Source organism: Brevibacterium sp. RIT 803, from assembly GCF_016892625.1.
Classification (GTDB): domain Bacteria; phylum Actinomycetota; class Actinomycetes; order Actinomycetales; family Brevibacteriaceae; genus Brevibacterium.
This window is the reverse complement of record NZ_JAFEMW010000006.1, coordinates 1-18010: the sequence shown is the minus strand read 5'-3', so window position 1 is coordinate 18010 and position 18010 is coordinate 1. Positions and strand designations below refer to the sequence as shown.

Below are 18010 nucleotides of genomic sequence, written 5' to 3'. Positions count from 1 at the left end.
GAGACGAAAGACATGTCGAATTCCGTGCAGATGCCGGCTCTCGGTGAGTCGGTGACCGAAGGAACAGTCACCCGCTGGCTGAAGTCCGTCGGTGAAGAAATCGAAGTAGACGAGCCCTTGCTCGAGGTGTCGACCGACAAGGTCGACACGGAGATCCCCAGCCCGTACGCAGGTGTTCTGGAGAAGATCTTGGCCGACGAAGACGATGTCGTCGAAGTCGGTGGAGACCTTGCCTACATCGGCGACGGCAGCGGATCCGATTCCGCAGACTCGACCGAGGCAGAGGACTCCTCCGACGAGGACTCCTCTGAAGCAGCCGAAGAATCCGAGCCCGCAGCAGCAGAGGACGCCGAGGAAGAAGCTTCTGACTCGGCAGACGAATCAGAAGCTGAAGCACCGGCCTCGTCGGATTCCGAAGGCGAAGGCACGGAGATCACCATGCCAGCGCTCGGTGAGTCCGTGACCGAAGGCACCGTCACTCGGTGGCTCAAAGAGGTCGGCGAAGAGGTTGAGGTCGACGAACCTCTGCTTGAGGTGTCCACCGACAAGGTCGACACCGAGGTTCCCTCGCCCGTGGCAGGCACAGTCCAGGCACACCTGGCCGAAGAGGACGAGACCGTCGAGGTCGGCGCACCGTTGGCTCGCGTCGGCTCAGGCGCTCCTGCCTCCTCCGACTCGGGACCCTCCGATTCAGAGGAGGCTGAGGCAGAGTCCTCCGCCGCTGAAGAGGAAGCTCCGGCCGAACAGCCTCAGGAAGCCCCTGCTGAGGAGCCAGCGGAAGAAGCACCTGCCGAAGACGAGAAGTCCGCACCCGCAGAAGAAGCACCGAAGCAGGAGACCTCTGCCCCGGCCGCTTCGAAGCCTGCTGCGGCGAACTCTGAGAGCTCAGCATCTGCTCCCGCCGCTGCTGACACCGTTGGTGAGAATGCCGCATATGTGACCCCTCTCGTGCGCCGTCTGGCACGCGATGAGGGAGTCGATCTGAGCTCGGTCACCGGCACCGGTGTGGGCGGACGCATCCGCAAGCAGGACGTCGTCGCCGCGGCCGCGAATCGTGGTTCGGCAGCGACGAGTTCGGCAGCTCCGACAGCCGGCGGTGCGAAGGCACCGTTCAAGCTCGAGATTCCCGAGGAAGCCGCGAAGCTTCGTGGCACCACGGAGAAGGCTTCGCGCATCCGCCAGACGATTGCCAAGCGGATGAGCGAGTCCCTCGACGTATCGGCTCAGCTGACCCAGGTGGTCGAGGTCGATATGACTCAGGTCGTGAAACTGCGCAAGGCCAACAAAGAGGCCTTCCAGGAAAAGCACGGTTCGAAGCTGACCTACCTGCCGTTCTTCGGTAAGGCCGTCGTCGAGGCGCTCAAGCAGCACCCGAAGGTCAACGCACAGTACGATCTGGAATCTCAGCAGATCACGTACTTCGATCATGAGCACCTGGCGATCGCGGTGGACACCCCCCGTGGACTCCTCGTGCCGGTGATCAAAGACGCTGGCGACCTGAGCATCGCCGGGATCTCGAAATCCATCGACGATGTCGCGGACCGGACTCGCAACAACAAGATCATGCCTGATGAGCTCTCAGGTGGAACGTTCACCATCACCAATATCGGTTCGGTGGGTGCACTGTTCGATACTCCGATCATCAATCAGCCGCAGATGGGCATTCTGGGCACCGGTACGATCGTGCGACGTCCGATCGTCGTCAAGACTGCAGACGGGGAAGAGTCCATCGCCATCCGCGACATGGTCTACCTGCCGTTGACCTACAACCACCAGTTGGTTGACGGTGCGGATGCAGGACGATTCCTGCAGACGATCAAGGCGCGTCTGGAAGAAGGCAACTTCGAAGCGGACCTCGAGCTCTGATATGTACCAGGAGCAGTTCCTGAGGTGAGTCGCCAGACTCTCCAGGGAGATGGGAAAGCCGGTCACTGATGTGGCCGGCTTTCCCATTCCTTCATACCTATCCCCAAGCAACCGGACCTCCCCTCCAATCAGCCGTCGATCTCCGTGACTGCGAGAATCTTGACGGCACTGCCGTGGGGCACCAACTCGAACTCGACGTGTGTGGGCCCGAACCCTGACTCCTTCCCTCCGGCCGTGACGCTCGTCGACATGCGGGCCCGGACCAATATGTGGTCGTCCGTGTGCTCTGTGACGACTGGATCATCCAGCTCGATCGTGTAGTCATGGCCGACGAAGGCGCGGAGTTCGAGCAGCTCATCGGCCGCTGCAGCTGAGGAGTCGGGGACGGTCAGTGCCGCTAAAGCCTGTACATCGCCGGCACTCAACGCATCAGAGCGCTTTCGGCAGAGATCGTCCAGCAGGGCAAAGATCTGGCTGTCCGACATCCTCCAGGCGTCGTCGTCCGGCTCACTCGTTCCCGGCACGGCGCCCTCTGCCGAAGTCCGCCCTGAGTCCTCCGGCGAACTCACCGAGGCGGCGGTTCCCTCCGTGGTCCACGTCCTGACCATGACGGACCCGCCGAGGATCGTCACGAGAACTGCGAGGAGAGCCCAAGCTCGCGGCCCGGTCATCAGCTTCTGTGGTCGTCGTTCCACAGTCTGCATCCGATCCAGCAGCCTGCGACATCCCTCACCGAACGTTGATGACAGACGGGTCAACCAGTTCGGACTCGCTGGGCCTCGGTGAAGTCCTCGGTGCCTCCTGCGAACACCTTCGCGGCTGGCTGCCCGCAGCCGACCCGCAGTGCCTGTGGTCTCGGATCGACCGGGCGCCGTTGCAGTATCGGCCCGACGCCCGGGCACCGATGACTTGGCTGCTCGCAAGCGGGCCGTCAGGGCCTGTCCGGGGTCGAGGTCGGCTTCAGCAGGCAGCAGCGGGAGCGCACTGGCGGCCCCGGTTCGATGTAGTGCCGCGCCCACCTCGTCGAGGATGTCATTGAGACCGGAGACGGCACGCGGGTCGCCAAGCAGCTGTGCGACCAACGTCTGCAGCGGCTGGGAGCAGCCGTCCAGGGCGACGGAGACCGGAAGGGGACTCTGCTCCCACGGACGACCGTGCGCCGCGTGAAAGATCATCTCTCCGACCGCGAATCGGGTCGAAGCCGGCGATGTTCGCCTGATTCCGGGAATGATCCGGGGGTGGCCATCGGCATCAAGGCCGATGCTCTCGAGGCAGAGACGGGATTGCGCATGGCTGCTCCCCCGCAGCTCGTCGACGACGCCGAGGAAGAGCGTGGCCAACTCCCCTTCCACCAGCCCCTGGTAGGAACGTATGGCGTCGAGGACGAGGCCGCCGGCAAGTGGTTTCACGAGCAGAAGCGAGGTGGGGCCGGTAGGAAGATCGACCTCGGCGATGCCGAGAGCATCCGGATGATCTGCGTCGAAGCCGCCATGGGCGACTCCCCAGAGCGTCTGCCCCTGAGCATTCACCAGTCGATGAATGTCGTCAGAGATCGGGGCTTGGAGTTCCCACGTCATTGTTCGTCATCTCCGTCGATGGATTGCGCGGCATTAATAGTGCAATATGAGTATGTTTGATTCTATTTAATAGTGTTTGATGTACCGATCTATGTCAATAGGGTCAGAGTGCCCAAAGGTGTTGAGGCTCATCTTCAATGAAATTGAACCCCCGGGTGAAGGGACATAGTCTGGAGGCATGCCTCTGGTCACCGAAACACTGGGCTTCGCACCCGTTTACTCGGACTACCTGCGAACCTGGGACTTGCAGAAGAAGTATCACGAAGAAGTGCTCGCTGGGGATCGCAGATCAACGATTCTCCTGCTCGAACACCCGCCGGTCTACACTGCCGGAAAACGCACAGAAGACCATGAGCGGCCGACCGACGGCACTGAGGTCGTCGATGTCGACCGTGGAGGGAAGATCACCTGGCATGGGCCGGGTCAGCTCGTCGCCTACCTCGTGTACAAGCTCAACGACACCAAAGAGGTCAGACTGTTCGTCTCTCAGCTCGAGGATTCGATGATCGAACTTCTCGCTGAATACGACATCGAAGCCACGACCATCGAGGGGCGCGCGGGTGTGTGGATCCTCGGAGACGGAACCCGCCGTGACCGGAAGATCGGCGCAATCGGCATCCGCATCCACGAAGGCGTGACCATGCACGGTCTGGCACTGAACTGCAGCAATGACCTCGACGCATACGAATCGATCATCGCCTGCGGGATCACGGACGCCGACACCACCACCATGAGTGCAGAGCTTGGCCGAAGCGTGACACCTGAGGATGTCGCGAACCGCCTTGACGAGATCCTGCACAACCACATCACAGCCTAGGAGATCAGACGTGACCATAGCGCCAGAAGGCCGTCGCATGCTCCGTGTCGAAGCACGGAACTCAGAGACGCCGATCGAAGACAAGCCAGCCTGGATCAAGGCAAAGGCCCATATCGGCCCCGAATACACGTCTCTGAAATCACTGGTTCGCAAGCAGGAGCTGCACACTGTCTGCGAAGAAGCCGGTTGCCCCAATATCTTCGAATGCTGGGAAGACCGCGAAGCGACGTTCCTCATCGGCGGCGAACAGTGCACACGACGCTGTGATTTCTGTCAGATCGATACAGGCAAGCCTGCCGATTTCGATGCCGATGAACCTCGCCGCGTGGCAGCCTCCGTCGGAGAGATGGGCCTGCGCTATTCGACGATCACCGGAGTTGCCCGCGACGACCTCGACGACGGCGGCGCATGGTTGTATGCCGAGACCGTGCGTCAGATCCACAATCTCAACAGCGCCGATGGAAGCGGTACGGGCGTCGAACTCCTCATCCCTGACTTCAACGCTGAACCCGATCAGCTGGCAGAGGTCTTCTCCTCACGTCCGGAGGTGCTGGCTCACAATGTTGAGACCGTCCCCCGCATTTTCAAGCGGATCCGTCCGGCCTTCCGCTACGAGCGGTCACTGTCCGTGATCACCCGGGCACGCGAGGCCGGACTCATCACGAAGTCCAACCTCATGCTGGGCATGGGTGAGACGAACGACGAGATCATTGAGACTCTGCGTGACCTGCACGCGGCTGGGTGTGATCTCATCACGATCAACCAGTACCTGAGGCCCTCCCCCCGCCACCACCCCGTCACCCGGTGGGTCAAGCCGGCCGACTTCGTGATGCTGCGCGATGCCGCGCAGGACATCGGATTCTCAGGCGTCATGTCCGGCCCCCTGGTGCGTTCCTCATACCGTGCCGGCCGCCTGTGGGCGACCGCTATGCGCCACCGTGGGGAGCAGATCCCCGCCCACCTGTCCCACCTTGATAAGCACACTCCTGCCAAGCAGGAGGCTCAGGCCGTTGTGGATACATTCGGTCCGGGCGAAGAGGTAGACTTGACTGCTGAGCAATGAGAGCGCTCGGGGCCCAGCCCCGACGCCGATACGCCATTCAAGAGCAAGTGAGAGCATGAGCGAAGAACCGCGCAAGGGACTTTTCCGCCGGAAGCCCAAGGATCCGAACAAGAAGCCAGGACGTCTGGCGCAGATGAAGCAGGTCTACGAACTGTCGGCCAGGCACAACAAGGCCACCCCGTGGCTGTTGGCCGCGGCGATCCTCGGCTGCACGCTCATCGGCTTGTTGGCCGGACTTCTGTTCGGCGGAGCGGTCTTCACAACGATCCTCGGTTTCATGGTGGGTCTGCTGCTCGGCATGTTCATGCTCGGTCGGTTTGCCGAAACCGCAGCTTTCGCGCAGATGGACGGACAGCCCGGAGCCTTCGGTGCCGTCCTCAACACCGCCCGCCGCGGTTACCTCATGGACGACAAGCCCATCGCCATCGACCCGAAGAGCCGCGACCTCGTGTTCCGCTCGACCGGTCGCGCGGGAGTCGTTCTGCTCAGCGAAGGACCGAAGGGTCGCAGTGCGAAGCTGCTGGCCAAAGAGCGCAAACGCCATGAGCGCATTCTGCCCAATGTCCCGGTTCACACGTTCCAGGGAGGCAACGAGGATGGCCAGCTGAAGATGAAGCAGGTTGTGCCGGCCGTGCAGAAGCTTCCGCGCAAACTCAATAAGAACGAAGTGCTGGCCGTGCGCAATCGTCTCGCTGCTCTCGGCACCCAGGGGACTCGTCCTCCGATCCCGAAGGGCATTGACCCGAACAAGGCTCGCCCGAACCATAAGGCGATGCGCGGACGCTGATCTCTGCGCTCACACACCGAGGCGCTGCAGTGGTCCACACCGACGCACTATTAGCAGTCACAGTAAGACCAGTGGGGCACCGACTCGATCGAGTCGGTGCCCCACTGGTCTGCAGTTTCGCTTCTGCACAAAGAGCTCTCAACCAGGACGAGCGGTCCTCAGCCGGGACATGCCTCAGCGTTTGAGAATGAGTGTGCCGGCAGCCAGATCATGGAGACCGCGATTGTCGCGGTTGAAGATCAGCGCGGGAATGACGAGGACGACCAGAGCAGTGCGGATGAGTGTTTTGGCGAACCCCGGCACATGACCGTCAAGGCGACGGACCTCGATTCCGAATATCCTGTGGCCGACCGTGTATCCGAGCGTGGACACGAGCAGGAAGTGCTCCAGTGCGAATATGCCCGGAGCCAGAAGCGGATTGGACGAGCCGATGAGATTGGCGATGGCCAGGCACAAGAACCAATCCACCAGGAGGCCCAGCAGTCTGCGCCAGGCGGGAGCGAGCGAATGTGAGCCGGTCTCCGGCAAACCCAAGCGCCTGCCCGGCCAATCGCCGTCTTCACGCTCAATCTTGGGTCCCTCAAGCCAGGAACCGAGGTCATCACGATTAATCACGAACCCAGCTTACCCAAATCGAACCTGGACGACCCCTCAGGAAACATGCCCGAAACATGGACGTCATCACCACTTCACCTGCTTGCAACTAAGATTGGCAATGGTCAAGACAAACGACCACCATAATCTAACTAGGAGACTAAGTGTTCTCGTCTGCTGAAGAACTCGTCAACTACATCTCGGAGAACGACGTCAAATTCGTTGACGTCCGTTTCTGCGACCTCCCCGGTGTCGTCCAGCATTTCAACCTTCCTGCAGCCTCGTACGGCTCGGAAGAGATCACCGAAGGTCTGCTCTTCGACGGTTCCTCAATCACGGGCTTCCAGGGCATCCACGAATCGGACATGAAGCTGCTCGCCGATGTCTCATCGGCTTACATCGACCCTTTCCGCGAGGCCAAGACCTTGGTCATCACGCACTCGATCGTCGATCCCTTCACCGATGAGCCCTACTCTCGTGACCCTCGCCAGGTTGCGGCCAAGGCTGAGGCCTACCTCGAGAGCACCGGCATCGCCGACACCGTCTTCTTCGGCGCCGAGGCAGAGTTCTACCTCTTCGACTCCATCCGCTACCAGAACACCCCGGGCAGCAGCTTCTACAAGATCGACTCTGAGGAAGCCGCCTGGAACACGGGCGAAGACGAGCCCGGCGGCAACCTCGGCTACAAGACCCCGTTCAAGGGCGGATACTTCCCTGTCTCACCCCAGGATAAGTTCGCCGACATCCGCGATCAGATGTCGCTGACGCTGGAGCAGATCGGTTTCGAGATGGAGCGGGCCCACCATGAGGTCGGCACCGCAGGTCAGCAGGAGATCAACTACAAGTTCAAGACCCTGCAGCATGCCGGCGATCAGCTCCTCGACTTCAAGTACGTGATCAAGAACACCGCCTACGAACTCGGCAAGTCGGCCACCTTCATGCCCAAGCCGCTCTTCGATGACAACGGTTCGGGCATGCACTGCCACCAGTCGCTGTGGAAGAACGGTGAACCGCTGTTCTACGACGAGAACGGCTATGGTGGGCTCTCCGATCTGGCTCGCTGGTACATCGGCGGCCTCATCGAACACGCAGGCGCAGTGCTGGCCTTCACCAACCCGACGATCAACTCGTACCGTCGTCTCGTGCCCGGATACGAAGCTCCCGTCAACCTCGTCTACTCGGCTCGCAACCGCTCCGCCGCGATCCGCATCCCGGTCACCGGCAGCTCGCCGAAGGCCAAGCGTCTCGAGTTCCGCGTGCCGGACCCGTCGACCAACCCCTACTTGGCCTTCTCGGCCCAGCTGATGGCCGGCCTCGACGGAATCCGCAATCGCATCGAGCCCCCGGAGCCCATCGACAAGGACCTCTACGAGCTCCCACCAGAGGAAGCCAAGGACATCAAGCTGGTCCCCGGCTCCCTCGATGAGGCGCTCATCGAGCTCGAAAAGGACCACGACTTCCTCACCGCGGGCGACGTCTTCACCTCCGACCTGATCGAGACGTGGATTCGGATCAAACGGGAGAACGAGATCGACGTTGCACGTCTGCGTCCGACTCCGACAGAATTCGAGCTCTACTACGGACTCTGAGCCACGGCCCCAGGGCCCGCGGATTGCCGCAAGGAATGTGTGACCGCAGCTGCTGGGAATACAGTGGGGGCGTCACGGGTTGTCACCCGTGGCGCCCTTCAGTGCTTCTGAGCAGGGCGGCCTTCTATGGCGACCACAACTGATACAGGGATGGACAATGACGCATTTCGATCTCCTTCTGATCGGCACAGGCTCCGGGAACATGTTCCTCGACGACCGATTCTCCGACCTCAACGTGGCGATTGCTGAGGAGTGGCACTTCGGCGGCACCTGCCTCAACGTCGGGTGCATTCCCACGAAGATGTTCGTCTATCCCGCCACGATCGCCGAACAGGCGGCCGACGCGAAGGCCTACAATCTCTCTACGGAGTTCAACAGCGTCGATTGGCCGGCGCTGCAGAAGCGCATCTTCGACCGTGTCGACGCCATCGAAGCCGGAGGCCGGGGCTACCGCAGCGGTGATCGCCAACCCAATGTCACTGTCGTGGCAGAACACGTTCACTTCACAGGGGCCAAGACGGTGCGAACCGCCTCGGGTCAGGACATCACTGCCGATCGCATCGTCATCGCGGCCGGCGCCTCCCCTGTCATCCCCGACGCCGAAGGCCTGGATCCGCAGCTTGTGGACACCGATGGCTATCCCGTGTTCACGTCGAACTCGATCATGCGCATCCCTGAGAGGCCCGAACGGCTGGTCATCGTCGGATCCGGCATCATCGCCATGGAGTTCGCCCATGTCTTCGCCGGGTTCGGCACCGAGGTGACCGTGATCGCACGTGGCCCCCGCCTGCTCGGCAACATCGACGAGGAGGTCTCACAGGAGTTCACGGACCTCTTCGAACGCACCCATACGGTCCACCGCGGAGCCGAGGTGGCCTCGTACAGTTTCGATGACGACCAGGTTTCGTTGACGCTGAAGGAAAGCGGCCGCCTCGGCGAAGTCGATCTTCCCTCGCAGATCGACGCGGATGCGGTTCTCATCGCCACCGGACGGACGCCGAACACCAGAGGTCTGAATGTGGTCGACACCGGCTTCGACGTTCTTGATGATGGCCGTCTCAGCGTCGATTCACGCCAGCGTGTCCTCACCCACGGACAGCCGGTCCCCGGCGTGTTCGCCCTCGGCGACATCAGTTCCCCGCACCAGCTCAAACACGTGGCCAATCACGAGGCCGATGTCGTCGGTGACAATCTCGCCGTCGACGTAGCGGCCGGAGAACCGGGCAGCGCCGCCGAGGCGGATCTGCGGGAGGTCAACCATCACGCCGTTCCCGGGGCCGTTTTCACTTCACCTCAGGTCGCCTACGTCGGCATCACAGAGGAGGAGGCCCGGCAGGCCGGTCACGATGTCAGCGTGAAGGTGCAGAAGTTTTCCGACGTGGCGTATGGGTGGGCGATGGCCGATGACCCCGGCATCGTGAAGCTCATCGCGGACAAAACGACGCATCAGATCCTGGGTGCCCATATCGTCGGTCACGAAGCGTCGATGATCGTCCAACCACTGATCCAGGCCATGGCGTTCGGACAGCGCGCAGACGAGGTGGCAAAGCGGCAGTACTGGATTCATCCGGCTCTGCCCGAGGTCGTTGAGAATGCGCTCTTGGGCCTTGAGTTCGATCGGAACTGACCGCGTTTCTCAGAAGCCGTAGAAGTGCTCTTCCATGATGTTCCTGGCGTGGCGGGTGGTGCGCAGGTAGTCGTCTTCGAGCTCGTGCCCGCCGCCCGCCGGATATCCGAGCAGTCGGGCCGTGGCCTCCAGTTCGAAATGCTCCTCCGGCAGCGATTGGGCGGTGCGTCCCCGATACAGCATGACGGCTGATCGAACATCGGTTGCCAACTGCCATGCGGCCGCGAGCTCTTCGGCATCATCCGTGGGGATGAGCCCTTCGCCGGCTGCGATACTCAGCGCTGCCAATGTCGAGGTTGTCCGCAGGCCGGGAATCTGATGGGCGTGCTGCAGCTGCAGGAGCTGGACCGTCCACTCGACATCGGAGAGACTCCCCCGACCCAGTTTGAGATGTCGGCGTTTGTCCGCATTGCGAGGCAGGCGCTCATCCTCCATCCGCGCCTTGAGCGTGCGGACCTGGGTCAGCGCCTTCGTCGGCATCTCCACCGGATACCGCAGCGGATCGATGAGTTCGGTGAAGTCCTCAATGAGGCCGGAGTCACCGGCGACCGGACGAGCCCTCAGCAGCGCCTGTGCTTCCCATGGCTGAGACCATTTCGCATAGTAGGCCCGGTAGGAGGACAGGGCTCGGACCAGCGGCCCGTTCTTACCCTCGGGTCGCAGATCCGCATCGAGATCGATGCCCTGCGCAGCGTCGCTGGCCTTGAGTCGGCTGCCGAGACCGAGAGCGAGCTTGTTGACGTGTTTGCTCAGCTTCGCCTTATCCTCGGCACCGAGCTCCTCACCGACAGAGCGGTAGACGAACGTCACGTCGGCGTCGGAGAAGTAGCCGATCTCATTTCCGCCCCACCGGCCCATTGCGATGATCGCGAACTCGTACCGCGGGGTATCGGGCTGGTCGAGGTCCATGCGGACGGCCTGCAGTGCGCCGCTGACTGCCAGATCCATCAGTGCCGAGAGGTCACCGGGGACCTCCGCCCGGTCCCCGACATCGAGGACGTCACGCAGAGCAATGCGCAGGAGCTCACGGCTGTACGTCTCACGGATCGGCGTGATCGCAGATGCCTCATGTCGTTTGAGGAGACCCCCGACTTCGGCCTCGAGGGCTTTCGGATCACGGGGTGTGAGGTTGTCGAAATTGTCCAACCAGGCGACCGCGGCGGGTTGGCGCAGGAGCAGTTCACTGGCATAGCCGGACAGCGAGAGGACATCGGCCACCGATTTCGCCGCCAGACCGGAATCACGGAGCATCTTGAGGAACCAGCCGGAGGATGACAGCGAATCCGTGAGTCGGCGAAAGGCCAGGAGCGCGGCATCGGGGCTGACTCCGTCGGAGAACCAGTCCAGCAGCGCCGGCAGCACCTGTTTGATGACGAGTGCGGTGCGTGACATGCCGGAGGTCAGCGCCTTGATGTGAGACAAAGCGCCTTGTGGGTCGCGGTAGCCGAAGGCTTGGAGTCGGTCGGCGGCAGCCTGCATGCTGCTGCCCCGGTTGTGCGCGTCGACGACGGCGCCGTGCACTCCGACTGCCGCGTCGAGGATGGGTCGGTAGAAGATCTGATCGTGGAGCCGGGTGACCTGCTTCGCGTAGTCCTTGCGGGTCTCTTCCAGCCGGGATCCACTTCGTGAGCCGGAGGTGAAGACCGACCGGGCGAGGATGCGCAGCTTCTCATCGTCGTCGGGAATAAGTGCGTTGCGCAGCATCCGCGGAATCTGGACCCTGTGTTCGACCACGCGCATGAACCGGTAGGCGGCGGAGAAGACGAAGGCATCCTCTTTTCCGATGTACCCATGCTCGCCCAGCTCCTCCAAAGCCACGAGTGTGTTGGGTGTGCGGATCTCCTCGTCCGTGCGCCCGTGGACCAGCTGGAGCAGCTGTGCCGAGAACTCCACATCGCGCAGGCCTCCACGTCCCAGCTTGATCTGTCGAGGCGCCTCGGCTGCAGGGATGAGATCGACCACGCGACGGCGCATCGAGCGGATGCCGTCGATGAACCCCTGACGGCTGGCGGCCTCCCACACAAGCGGCAGGAGCGCCTCGACGAACTCTTCGCCCACCCCGACGTCACCGGCCACTGGCCGAGCCTTGAGGAGAGCCTGGAACTCCCAGTTCTTCGCAATGTCCGCGTAGTAGCGGGTGAATTCGGACATCGTGCGCACCAGTGCCCCGGCCTTGCCCTCGGGACGCAGTGCCGTGTCAACCTCCCACAGCGCTGGCTCCGCGCCGGCATCGGAGAGGATGCCGCGCATTCTTTGGGCAACCTCCGTGGCCAGATCGCGTTGCTCATCACTCGTCGACGAATCGAGGACGAAGACCACGTCGACGTCGGAGACGTAGTTGAGCTCGCGCGCCCCGGTCTTGCCCAGGGCGATCACAGCGATGCGCACCGTGCCCTCAGGATCGAGCTCTGCCCTGGCGATGGCCAGAGCTGCATCCATGGCAGCGGCTGCCAGGTCCGAGAGCACGGCCATCACATGATCGACGATCTCCTCTGGCGCCTCGGCGACGAGATCATCGGCGACCAGCCGCAGCTGTGCATCGCGATAGGTGCGACGAAGATCTTTGATCGCCTCCTCGCCGAGGTGGTCCGCCGTGGGTGCCGGATCATCAGGATCGGCACCCACACTGGCCAGCAGATCGTTGCGCAGCGATGCCGCCGAGGCCGCGGGAGTGGAGATCATCAGGAACGGAGACCGCTCCACCAGCTGCGGCAGGGACTCCGGATGCCGCACGAGGTGGTCGACCATCGCCTCGGACGTGCCCATGACTGCGAGCACCCGTCGCAGCAGAGCACGGTCGATCTCATCCTCGGCGAGCTCTGCTTCGGTCCCCGAACGGATGGCATCGAGGAACTGCGGCGCGGTCTCACCTGCGGCCTCCAGGACCCGCAGCAGACCCAGGGCGGCCGCGTGCGGATCCGGTGTCGCCTCGAGGAGATCGATGAAGCGTGAGTCGGTGGCCAGAGGCTGGCCGAGGAGTTCATTGATCTCGTCGAGGAAGCGAGCGGCAGACTCGGTGACGACCGAGGTGCGCGAAGTGATCCGGGCCATGAGACTACATCGAGGTGAAGTGTTTGCTGAGCTCGAACGGAGTGACCTGAGCGCGGTAGTCGTTCCATTCCCGCCGCTTGTTGCGCAGGAAGAAGTCGAAGACCTCTTCGCCCAGCGTCTCCGCGACCAGGTCGGACTGCTCCATGATCTCAAGAGCGTGGGACAGACTCGAAGGCAGTGCTTGGATTCCCATCGCCCGGCGTTCGGTGTCCGAGAGCTGCCACACGTTGTCCTCGGCCTCCTCAGGCAGCTCGTAGTCTTCCTCGATGCCCTTCAGCCCGGCCGCGAGCATGAGGGCATAGGACAGGTACGGATTGGCTGAGGAATCAAGCGCCCGGTATTCGATGCGCGCGGAGGAGGACTTCCCCGAGTTGTACTGCGGCACGCGGACCAGAGCCGAACGATTCCGGTGTCCCCACGAGATGTATGACGGGGCTTCGTGACCTGTCCACAGACGCTTGTACGAGTTCACGTGCTGATTCGTCACCGCGGTGATCTCTGCTGCGTGGGTGAGGAGGCCGGCGATGAACTGTTTGCCGGTCTTCGACAACTGATACATGGCTCCGGGCTCGAAGAAGGCGTTGTTCTCACCTTCGAAGAGTGAGACATGTGTATGCATTCCGCTGCCCGGATGATCGTTGAGCGGCTTGGGCATGAAGGATGCGTAGACGCCCTGAGAGATCGCAACTTCCTTGATCACCGATCGGAAGGTCATGATGTTATCGGCCATGGTCAGCGCGTCTGCGTAGCGCAGGTCGATCTCGTTCTGCCCAGGACCGGCTTCATGATGGGAGAACTCGACGGACAGCCCCATGGCTTCAAGCATGGTGACCGCGGAGCGACGGAAGTCGTTGGCGGTACCGCCGTTGACATGGTCGAAGTAGCCGGCAGTGTCGACGGGGATGGGTCTGGTTCCCTCGAGGATTCCGGTGCCCGGATCGAGGTTGTCCGTCTTGAACAGGTAGAACTCGATCTCCGGGTGAACATAGAAGGAGAAACCCTTCTCCGCGGCCTTCGCCAGCGTCCGCTTGAGAACGTTGCGGGGATCAGCCTGCGCAGGCTCTCCCCCGGGCACGTGGATATCGCAGAACATCCTCCCGGTAGGTTCCTTCTCGCCACGCCACGGCAGCAGCGAGAACGTGGAGGGATCGGGTTTGAGGACCATATCTGCCTCATAGACCCGTGAGAGTCCCTCAACGGCGGATCCGTCGAAGCCGATTCCCTCGGAGAAGGCCCCTTCGAGCTCTGCCGGAACCACTGCGACCGACTTCAGCCCGCCGAGGACGTCGGTGAACCATAGGCGGATGAAGCGGACTTCACGGTCTTCAACGGTGCGAAGAACGAATTCTTCCTGACGCGACATTCCTCAGCCGTTCCACTTCTTGTCGTCTTCTTCCCACTCTTCGTTGCGGGCCTGGGCCCGCTCGAGGGCGGCTCGAGCCACTTCCTCTGTCTCGTAGGGGCCCATGCGGTGGTCCGCATCGCTGACCAGGCCACGCTCAACCGAGTTGGTCTTGAGATTGAAGTAGTACTTCGAATCGGCATCGTCGATATCTTTGAACAGTCCCATGTCGAACCCTTCATCGTGGGTGTGGTGAATCCCTGACAGATTTCAGCTTACCGGTTCTGCCTGTCGCCGCCAGGACCTCAACGCACGACTTCGCCCGCACACGTCTGTGACTTCCAAAAACTGGACCGCTTCTGTGTCTGAATGCAACAGAATATGGTTTTTTCGCACTGGTGTGGTCGATATTCCACCGAATCCGTAGGAACGCGCACGAATCCTGGCGATAAAGGTTTGCCCTGCAGACCTTCAAAGGAATACAGTGAGTTGTATCCTCAGCCACAGTTCGATTTGGCTGGAACTGCCCATGGGGCAACATGAGAGAAGGAAAGCTATGCGCATTTCAGTGCCCACCGAGGTCAAGAACAACGAGTTCCGCGTCGCCATCACCGCTGCCGGTGTCCACGAGCTCGTTTCACATGGACATGAAGTCACGGTTCAGGCCGGTGCCGGACTCGGGTCATTCATCACCGACGATGAGTACACCGATGCTGGTGCCGCGATCGCTGCGGACGCGGCATCCACCTGGGCCGCCGGGGACATGGTCCTCAAGGTCAAAGAACCCATTGCCGAAGAATACGGTTTCCTGCGCAAGGACCTGGTCCTCTTCACCTACCTGCACCTGGCCGCAGATGAAGCGCTGACTCAGGCACTGATGAGTGCAGGGACCACCGCGATCGCCTACGAGACTGTTGCGCCCGACGGCGGAGGCCTGCCGCTGCTGGCTCCGATGAGTGAGATCGCTGGGCGGCTGTCAACGCAGGTCGGCGCTCACAGTCTGCTCAAGGCTTCGGGCGGTCGCGGCATCCTGCTCTCAGGCGTCCCCGGTGTCGAACGGGCCAACGTCGTCGTCATCGGTGCAGGAGTCGCCGGCACTAACGCCGCTCGTATGGCCCTGGGCCTGGGTGCTGCCGTCGAGGTCATCGACATCAACATTCCCCGCCTGCGTCAGATCGATGAGGCCTTTGCCGGTGCGATCGCTACGAAGGTCTCGAACAAATACGAGATCACGAAGTCCCTGGCCTCTGCCGACCTGGTCATCGGTTCGGTGCTCATCCCCGGCAAGAAGGCGCCGAAGCTCGTCACCGACGAGATGGTCGCGGGGATGAAGCCGGGCTCGGTGCTCGTCGACATCGCCATCGACCAGGGCGGGTGCTTCGAGAACTCGAGGCCCACCACTCACGATGATCCCACCTTCGAGGTGCACAACTCGATCTACTACTGCGTGGCGAACATGCCCGGTGCGGTGCCCAATACGGCCACGGCCGCACTGACGAACGCGACTCTGCCGTTCGCAGTCAAGATCGCCAACCAGGGATGGCACGCGGCCCTGTCAAAGGATTCGGGTCTGGCTCGTGGACTCAATATCCACAATGGGCACGTCACCAACGACAACGTTGCCGAGGCCTTCGGTCTCGAGGCCGTCTCTGTCGCACACGCTCTGGCGAATTGAACGCACGAGTTCGAGTGAACCTCGTCTGAAGCACATACCCGGAAGGCTGACATCATTATCCTGATGTCAGCCTTCCGCATTGTTCCAGGGCAGTCCTGGAAGACTGGGAGGCGGGCGCCGGAATCCGCGGCGGAGCCGGAATGAGCTCAACTGGCCGGCGGCATCGTCGTCGACCGGAAGTGGTCCTCGCACAGCTGGCCGGCGGCCTGCGCATCTTGGTCGGCGATCGCTTCGACGATGGCTGCGTGATCGGCCACTGCATGGTCGAAGAGCGTGTGGGAGAAGGGGTCGTGGCGGAAGCCTGCGTTGATCCTGGTGTCGATGTCGATAGCCATGCGCACGAGCTCGGGATTGTGCCCGGCCCGAGCGATGGCGAAGTGGAACTGCGCATCAGCCGTTCTGGCCACACCTGCCTCGGCGCGTTCAGAATACCTCTGTGCCAACTCCCGGAGCTCCGTGAGCTCTTCCTCGGTTCGCCGCAGAGCTGCAGTCGCGGCCAGACTGTTCTGGAAGATCGCACGGGCATCGAGAAGATTTCTGCGTTCGGCATGGAATTCGCCGATGCGATCGGCCATCGGGGCCAGAGCCGTCGGTTCCGCGCTGGACACGAAAGTTCCGCCCCCGCGCCCACGCCGCCGTTCGACGACTCCGAGACGCTCCAGCCGCAGCAGTGCCGCGCGCACACTCGAGCGTGAGACCTGAAGATCGGCGGCAAGGGCTCGTTCACCGGGCAGCAGTGTGCCCTCGGGAAGCGCGCCCACAGCGATGCCGGAGAGGATATGGTCAGCGATCTGTTGGGGTGCGCTCGTGAGACTCACTACATCGCTGAGACCGGAGAACTCGGGACCGACCGAGGCAGTCTGCTCGTTCATCATTTCCCCTTCCGTTTCATCTCGTCAATTGTGGCAACCTGTCGTCGCACACGCAGGCGACGATATCTGTCTCCACTCTAATTCCTCTCCGATGGCCCCCTCACACCGACAGACAGTGCAATTGTGGAATATCGGGACACAACCGCTCTAGAATCGAAGTCACCATGACTGATATGCCTCGCCTGCTCACGCCCGGAACCATCTCTCCTGAACTGGGTGTCCCCCAGAACATCACCCGACCCGAATACGTCGGTCGCGCCGATGCCGACGAAGGCAGGGGCAGCAACTTCTACTCCGCCGAGGAGATCGAGAAGGTCCGCGTGGCGGGTAGGATCGCGGCGAACGCTCTGGCCTCGGTGGGCGACATGATCGAACCCGGAGTGACCACCGATGCGATCGACCGAGTCGCCCATGAATACATGTGCGACCACGGCGCCTATCCTTCGACACTGGGCTATCGCGGATTCCCGAAGTCCGTGTGCACATCGCTCAACGAGGTGATCTGTCACGGCATCCCGGACTCGACGGTCATCGCGGACGGGGACATCGTCAACGTCGACATCACCGCCTACATCGACGGCATGCACGGAGACACGAACTACACCTTCTTTGCCGGCGAGGTCGATGATGAGTCCCGTCTGCTCGTGGAGCGGACGTGGGAGGCCACGATGCGCGGAATCAAAGCCGTCAAACCGGGCCGCGAGATCAACGTCATCGGTCGAGTCATCGAGAAGTATGCCAAGCGCTTCGACTACGGAGTCGTCCGTGACTACAGCGGACACGGGGTGGGACGGGAGTTCCATACCGGTCTCATCGTTCCCCACTACGACGCCGCACCCGCCCACGCCGAGGTGATGGAGCCGGGGATGATCTTCACCATCGAACCGATGCTCAACCTCGGGACTGTCGACTGGGACGTCTGGGACGACGCCTGGACAGTGGTTACCAAGGATCGGAAGCGCTCCGCCCAGTTCGAACACACACTTGTCGTCACCGAGACCGGTGCCGATATCCTCACCCTCCCCGATGCCGATGCAGCCATCGCTGCAGGGCCTATGACCCGACAGGACTGAGATGACAGACGATCAGCAGGGACGCTTCGCCATCGGAGTCGATGTAGGAGGCACAGGCATCAAAGCCGGGCTCGTCG

Annotated in this window: 14 protein-coding genes; 8 read left to right on the top strand and 6 right to left on the bottom strand. The window is 62.1% G+C overall.

The genetic code is table 11. From position 1 onward, the window contains the following. Positions 1-12 precede the first annotated feature (12 nt). Positions 13-1866, top strand: a complete 1854-nt coding sequence (sucB, locus tag JTF07_RS18045; RefSeq protein ID WP_204235616.1) for a 2-oxoglutarate dehydrogenase, E2 component, dihydrolipoamide succinyltransferase — start codon at positions 13-15, stop codon at positions 1864-1866. A gap of 128 nt (positions 1867-1994) precedes the next feature. Here the strand turns inward: sucB and JTF07_RS18040 are convergent, their stop codons facing one another. Continuing rightward, positions 1995-3443, bottom strand: a complete 1449-nt coding sequence (locus tag JTF07_RS18040) for a serine/threonine-protein kinase (RefSeq protein WP_204235615.1) — start codon at positions 3441-3443, stop codon at positions 1995-1997. 178 nt (positions 3444-3621) lie between these two features. Between JTF07_RS18040 and lipB the strand changes: the two genes are divergently transcribed. From lipB to JTF07_RS18025, 3 genes are read left to right on the top strand one after another with little or no spacing between them, the layout of a single operon-like run. Then, complete coding sequence (gene lipB / locus JTF07_RS18035) at positions 3622-4260, top strand: lipoyl(octanoyl) transferase LipB (protein WP_204235614.1); 639 nt, start codon at positions 3622-3624, stop codon at positions 4258-4260. Positions 4261-4270: 10 nt separating this feature from the next. After that, positions 4271-5323: a lipoyl synthase gene (gene lipA / locus JTF07_RS18030; protein WP_204235613.1), complete on the top strand. Its 1053-nt coding sequence runs from the start codon at positions 4271-4273 to the stop codon at positions 5321-5323. A 55-nt stretch (positions 5324-5378) separates the two neighbouring features. Continuing rightward, positions 5379-6110, top strand: a complete 732-nt coding sequence (locus tag JTF07_RS18025) for a DUF4191 domain-containing protein (RefSeq protein WP_204235612.1) — start codon at positions 5379-5381, stop codon at positions 6108-6110. A gap of 174 nt (positions 6111-6284) precedes the next feature. Here JTF07_RS18025 and JTF07_RS20985 read toward each other — a convergent pair whose 3' ends face one another. Beyond that, entirely contained in the window at positions 6285-6725 is a 441-nt protein-coding gene (locus JTF07_RS20985) for an RDD family protein (protein ID WP_204235611.1), read from the bottom strand. 143 nt (positions 6726-6868) lie between these two features. On the opposite strand from JTF07_RS20985, the gene glnA (JTF07_RS18015) reads away from it, so the two are divergent. After that, a complete protein-coding gene (glnA, locus tag JTF07_RS18015) occupies positions 6869-8293 on the top strand; it encodes a type I glutamate--ammonia ligase (protein ID WP_204235610.1) in 1425 nt (474 codons plus the stop codon). 157 nt (positions 8294-8450) lie between these two features. Beyond that, positions 8451-9920 carry a mycothione reductase gene (locus JTF07_RS18010; RefSeq protein ID WP_204235609.1) on the top strand — a complete coding sequence of 490 codons (1470 nt, stop codon included), beginning with the start codon at positions 8451-8453 and terminating at the stop codon, positions 9918-9920. 9 nt (positions 9921-9929) lie between these two features. On the opposite strand, the gene JTF07_RS18005 is transcribed toward JTF07_RS18010, so the two are convergent. Genes JTF07_RS18005 through JTF07_RS17995 form a run of 3 tightly spaced genes read right to left on the bottom strand, consistent with a single transcriptional unit; the run spans position 9930 to position 14541 of the window. Next, positions 9930-12971, bottom strand: a complete 3042-nt coding sequence (locus JTF07_RS18005; RefSeq protein ID WP_204235608.1) for a bifunctional [glutamine synthetase] adenylyltransferase/[glutamine synthetase]-adenylyl-L-tyrosine phosphorylase — start codon at positions 12969-12971, stop codon at positions 9930-9932. A 4-nt stretch (positions 12972-12975) separates the two neighbouring features. Further along, positions 12976-14334, bottom strand: coding sequence for a type I glutamate--ammonia ligase (gene glnA / locus JTF07_RS18000; RefSeq protein WP_143921612.1), 1359 nt, complete (start codon positions 14332-14334; stop codon positions 12976-12978). A gap of 3 nt (positions 14335-14337) precedes the next feature. Then, positions 14338-14541, bottom strand: coding sequence for a hypothetical protein (locus JTF07_RS17995; protein ID WP_143921611.1), 204 nt, complete (start codon positions 14539-14541; stop codon positions 14338-14340). Positions 14542-14869: 328 nt separating this feature from the next. Between JTF07_RS17995 and ald the strand changes: the two genes are divergently transcribed. Next, complete coding sequence (ald, locus tag JTF07_RS17990; protein WP_204235607.1) at positions 14870-15988, top strand: alanine dehydrogenase; 1119 nt, start codon at positions 14870-14872, stop codon at positions 15986-15988. Between the two features lie 146 nt (positions 15989-16134). Here ald and JTF07_RS17985 read toward each other — a convergent pair whose 3' ends face one another. Further along, the gene (locus JTF07_RS17985; protein ID WP_204235606.1) at positions 16135-16860 is read right to left on the bottom strand and encodes a FadR/GntR family transcriptional regulator; all 726 of its coding nucleotides are present in this window, start codon (positions 16858-16860) and stop codon (positions 16135-16137) included. Between the two features lie 164 nt (positions 16861-17024). Here JTF07_RS17985 and map point away from each other — a divergent pair, with 164 nt between their 5' ends. After that, entirely contained in the window at positions 17025-17933 is a 909-nt protein-coding gene (gene map / locus JTF07_RS17980; RefSeq protein WP_204235605.1) for a type I methionyl aminopeptidase, read from the top strand. The last annotated feature ends 77 nt before the right edge of the window (positions 17934-18010 follow it).

What these genes read in the sequence shown, in the direction of transcription:
- sucB (WP_204235616.1), top strand. Translation starts at nt 13, where the DNA reads ATGTCGAATTCCGTGCAGATGCCGGCTCTCGGTGAGTCGGTGACCGAA.
- JTF07_RS18040 (WP_204235615.1), bottom strand. Translation starts at nt 3,443, where the DNA reads ATGACGTGGGAACTCCAAGCCCCGATCTCTGACGACATTCATCGACTG.
- lipB (WP_204235614.1), top strand. Translation starts at nt 3,622, where the DNA reads ATGCCTCTGGTCACCGAAACACTGGGCTTCGCACCCGTTTACTCGGAC.
- JTF07_RS18025 (WP_204235612.1), top strand. Translation starts at nt 5,379, where the DNA reads ATGAGCGAAGAACCGCGCAAGGGACTTTTCCGCCGGAAGCCCAAGGAT.
- JTF07_RS18010 (WP_204235609.1), top strand. Translation starts at nt 8,451, where the DNA reads ATGACGCATTTCGATCTCCTTCTGATCGGCACAGGCTCCGGGAACATG.
- JTF07_RS18005 (WP_204235608.1), bottom strand. Translation starts at nt 12,971, where the DNA reads ATGGCCCGGATCACTTCGCGCACCTCGGTCGTCACCGAGTCTGCCGCT.
- glnA (WP_143921612.1), bottom strand. Translation starts at nt 14,334, where the DNA reads ATGTCGCGTCAGGAAGAATTCGTTCTTCGCACCGTTGAAGACCGTGAA.
- JTF07_RS17995 (WP_143921611.1), bottom strand. Translation starts at nt 14,541, where the DNA reads ATGGGACTGTTCAAAGATATCGACGATGCCGATTCGAAGTACTACTTC.
- ald (WP_204235607.1), top strand. Translation starts at nt 14,870, where the DNA reads ATGCGCATTTCAGTGCCCACCGAGGTCAAGAACAACGAGTTCCGCGTC.
- JTF07_RS17985 (WP_204235606.1), bottom strand. Translation starts at nt 16,860, where the DNA reads ATGAACGAGCAGACTGCCTCGGTCGGTCCCGAGTTCTCCGGTCTCAGC.
- map (WP_204235605.1), top strand. Translation starts at nt 17,025, where the DNA reads ATGACTGATATGCCTCGCCTGCTCACGCCCGGAACCATCTCTCCTGAA.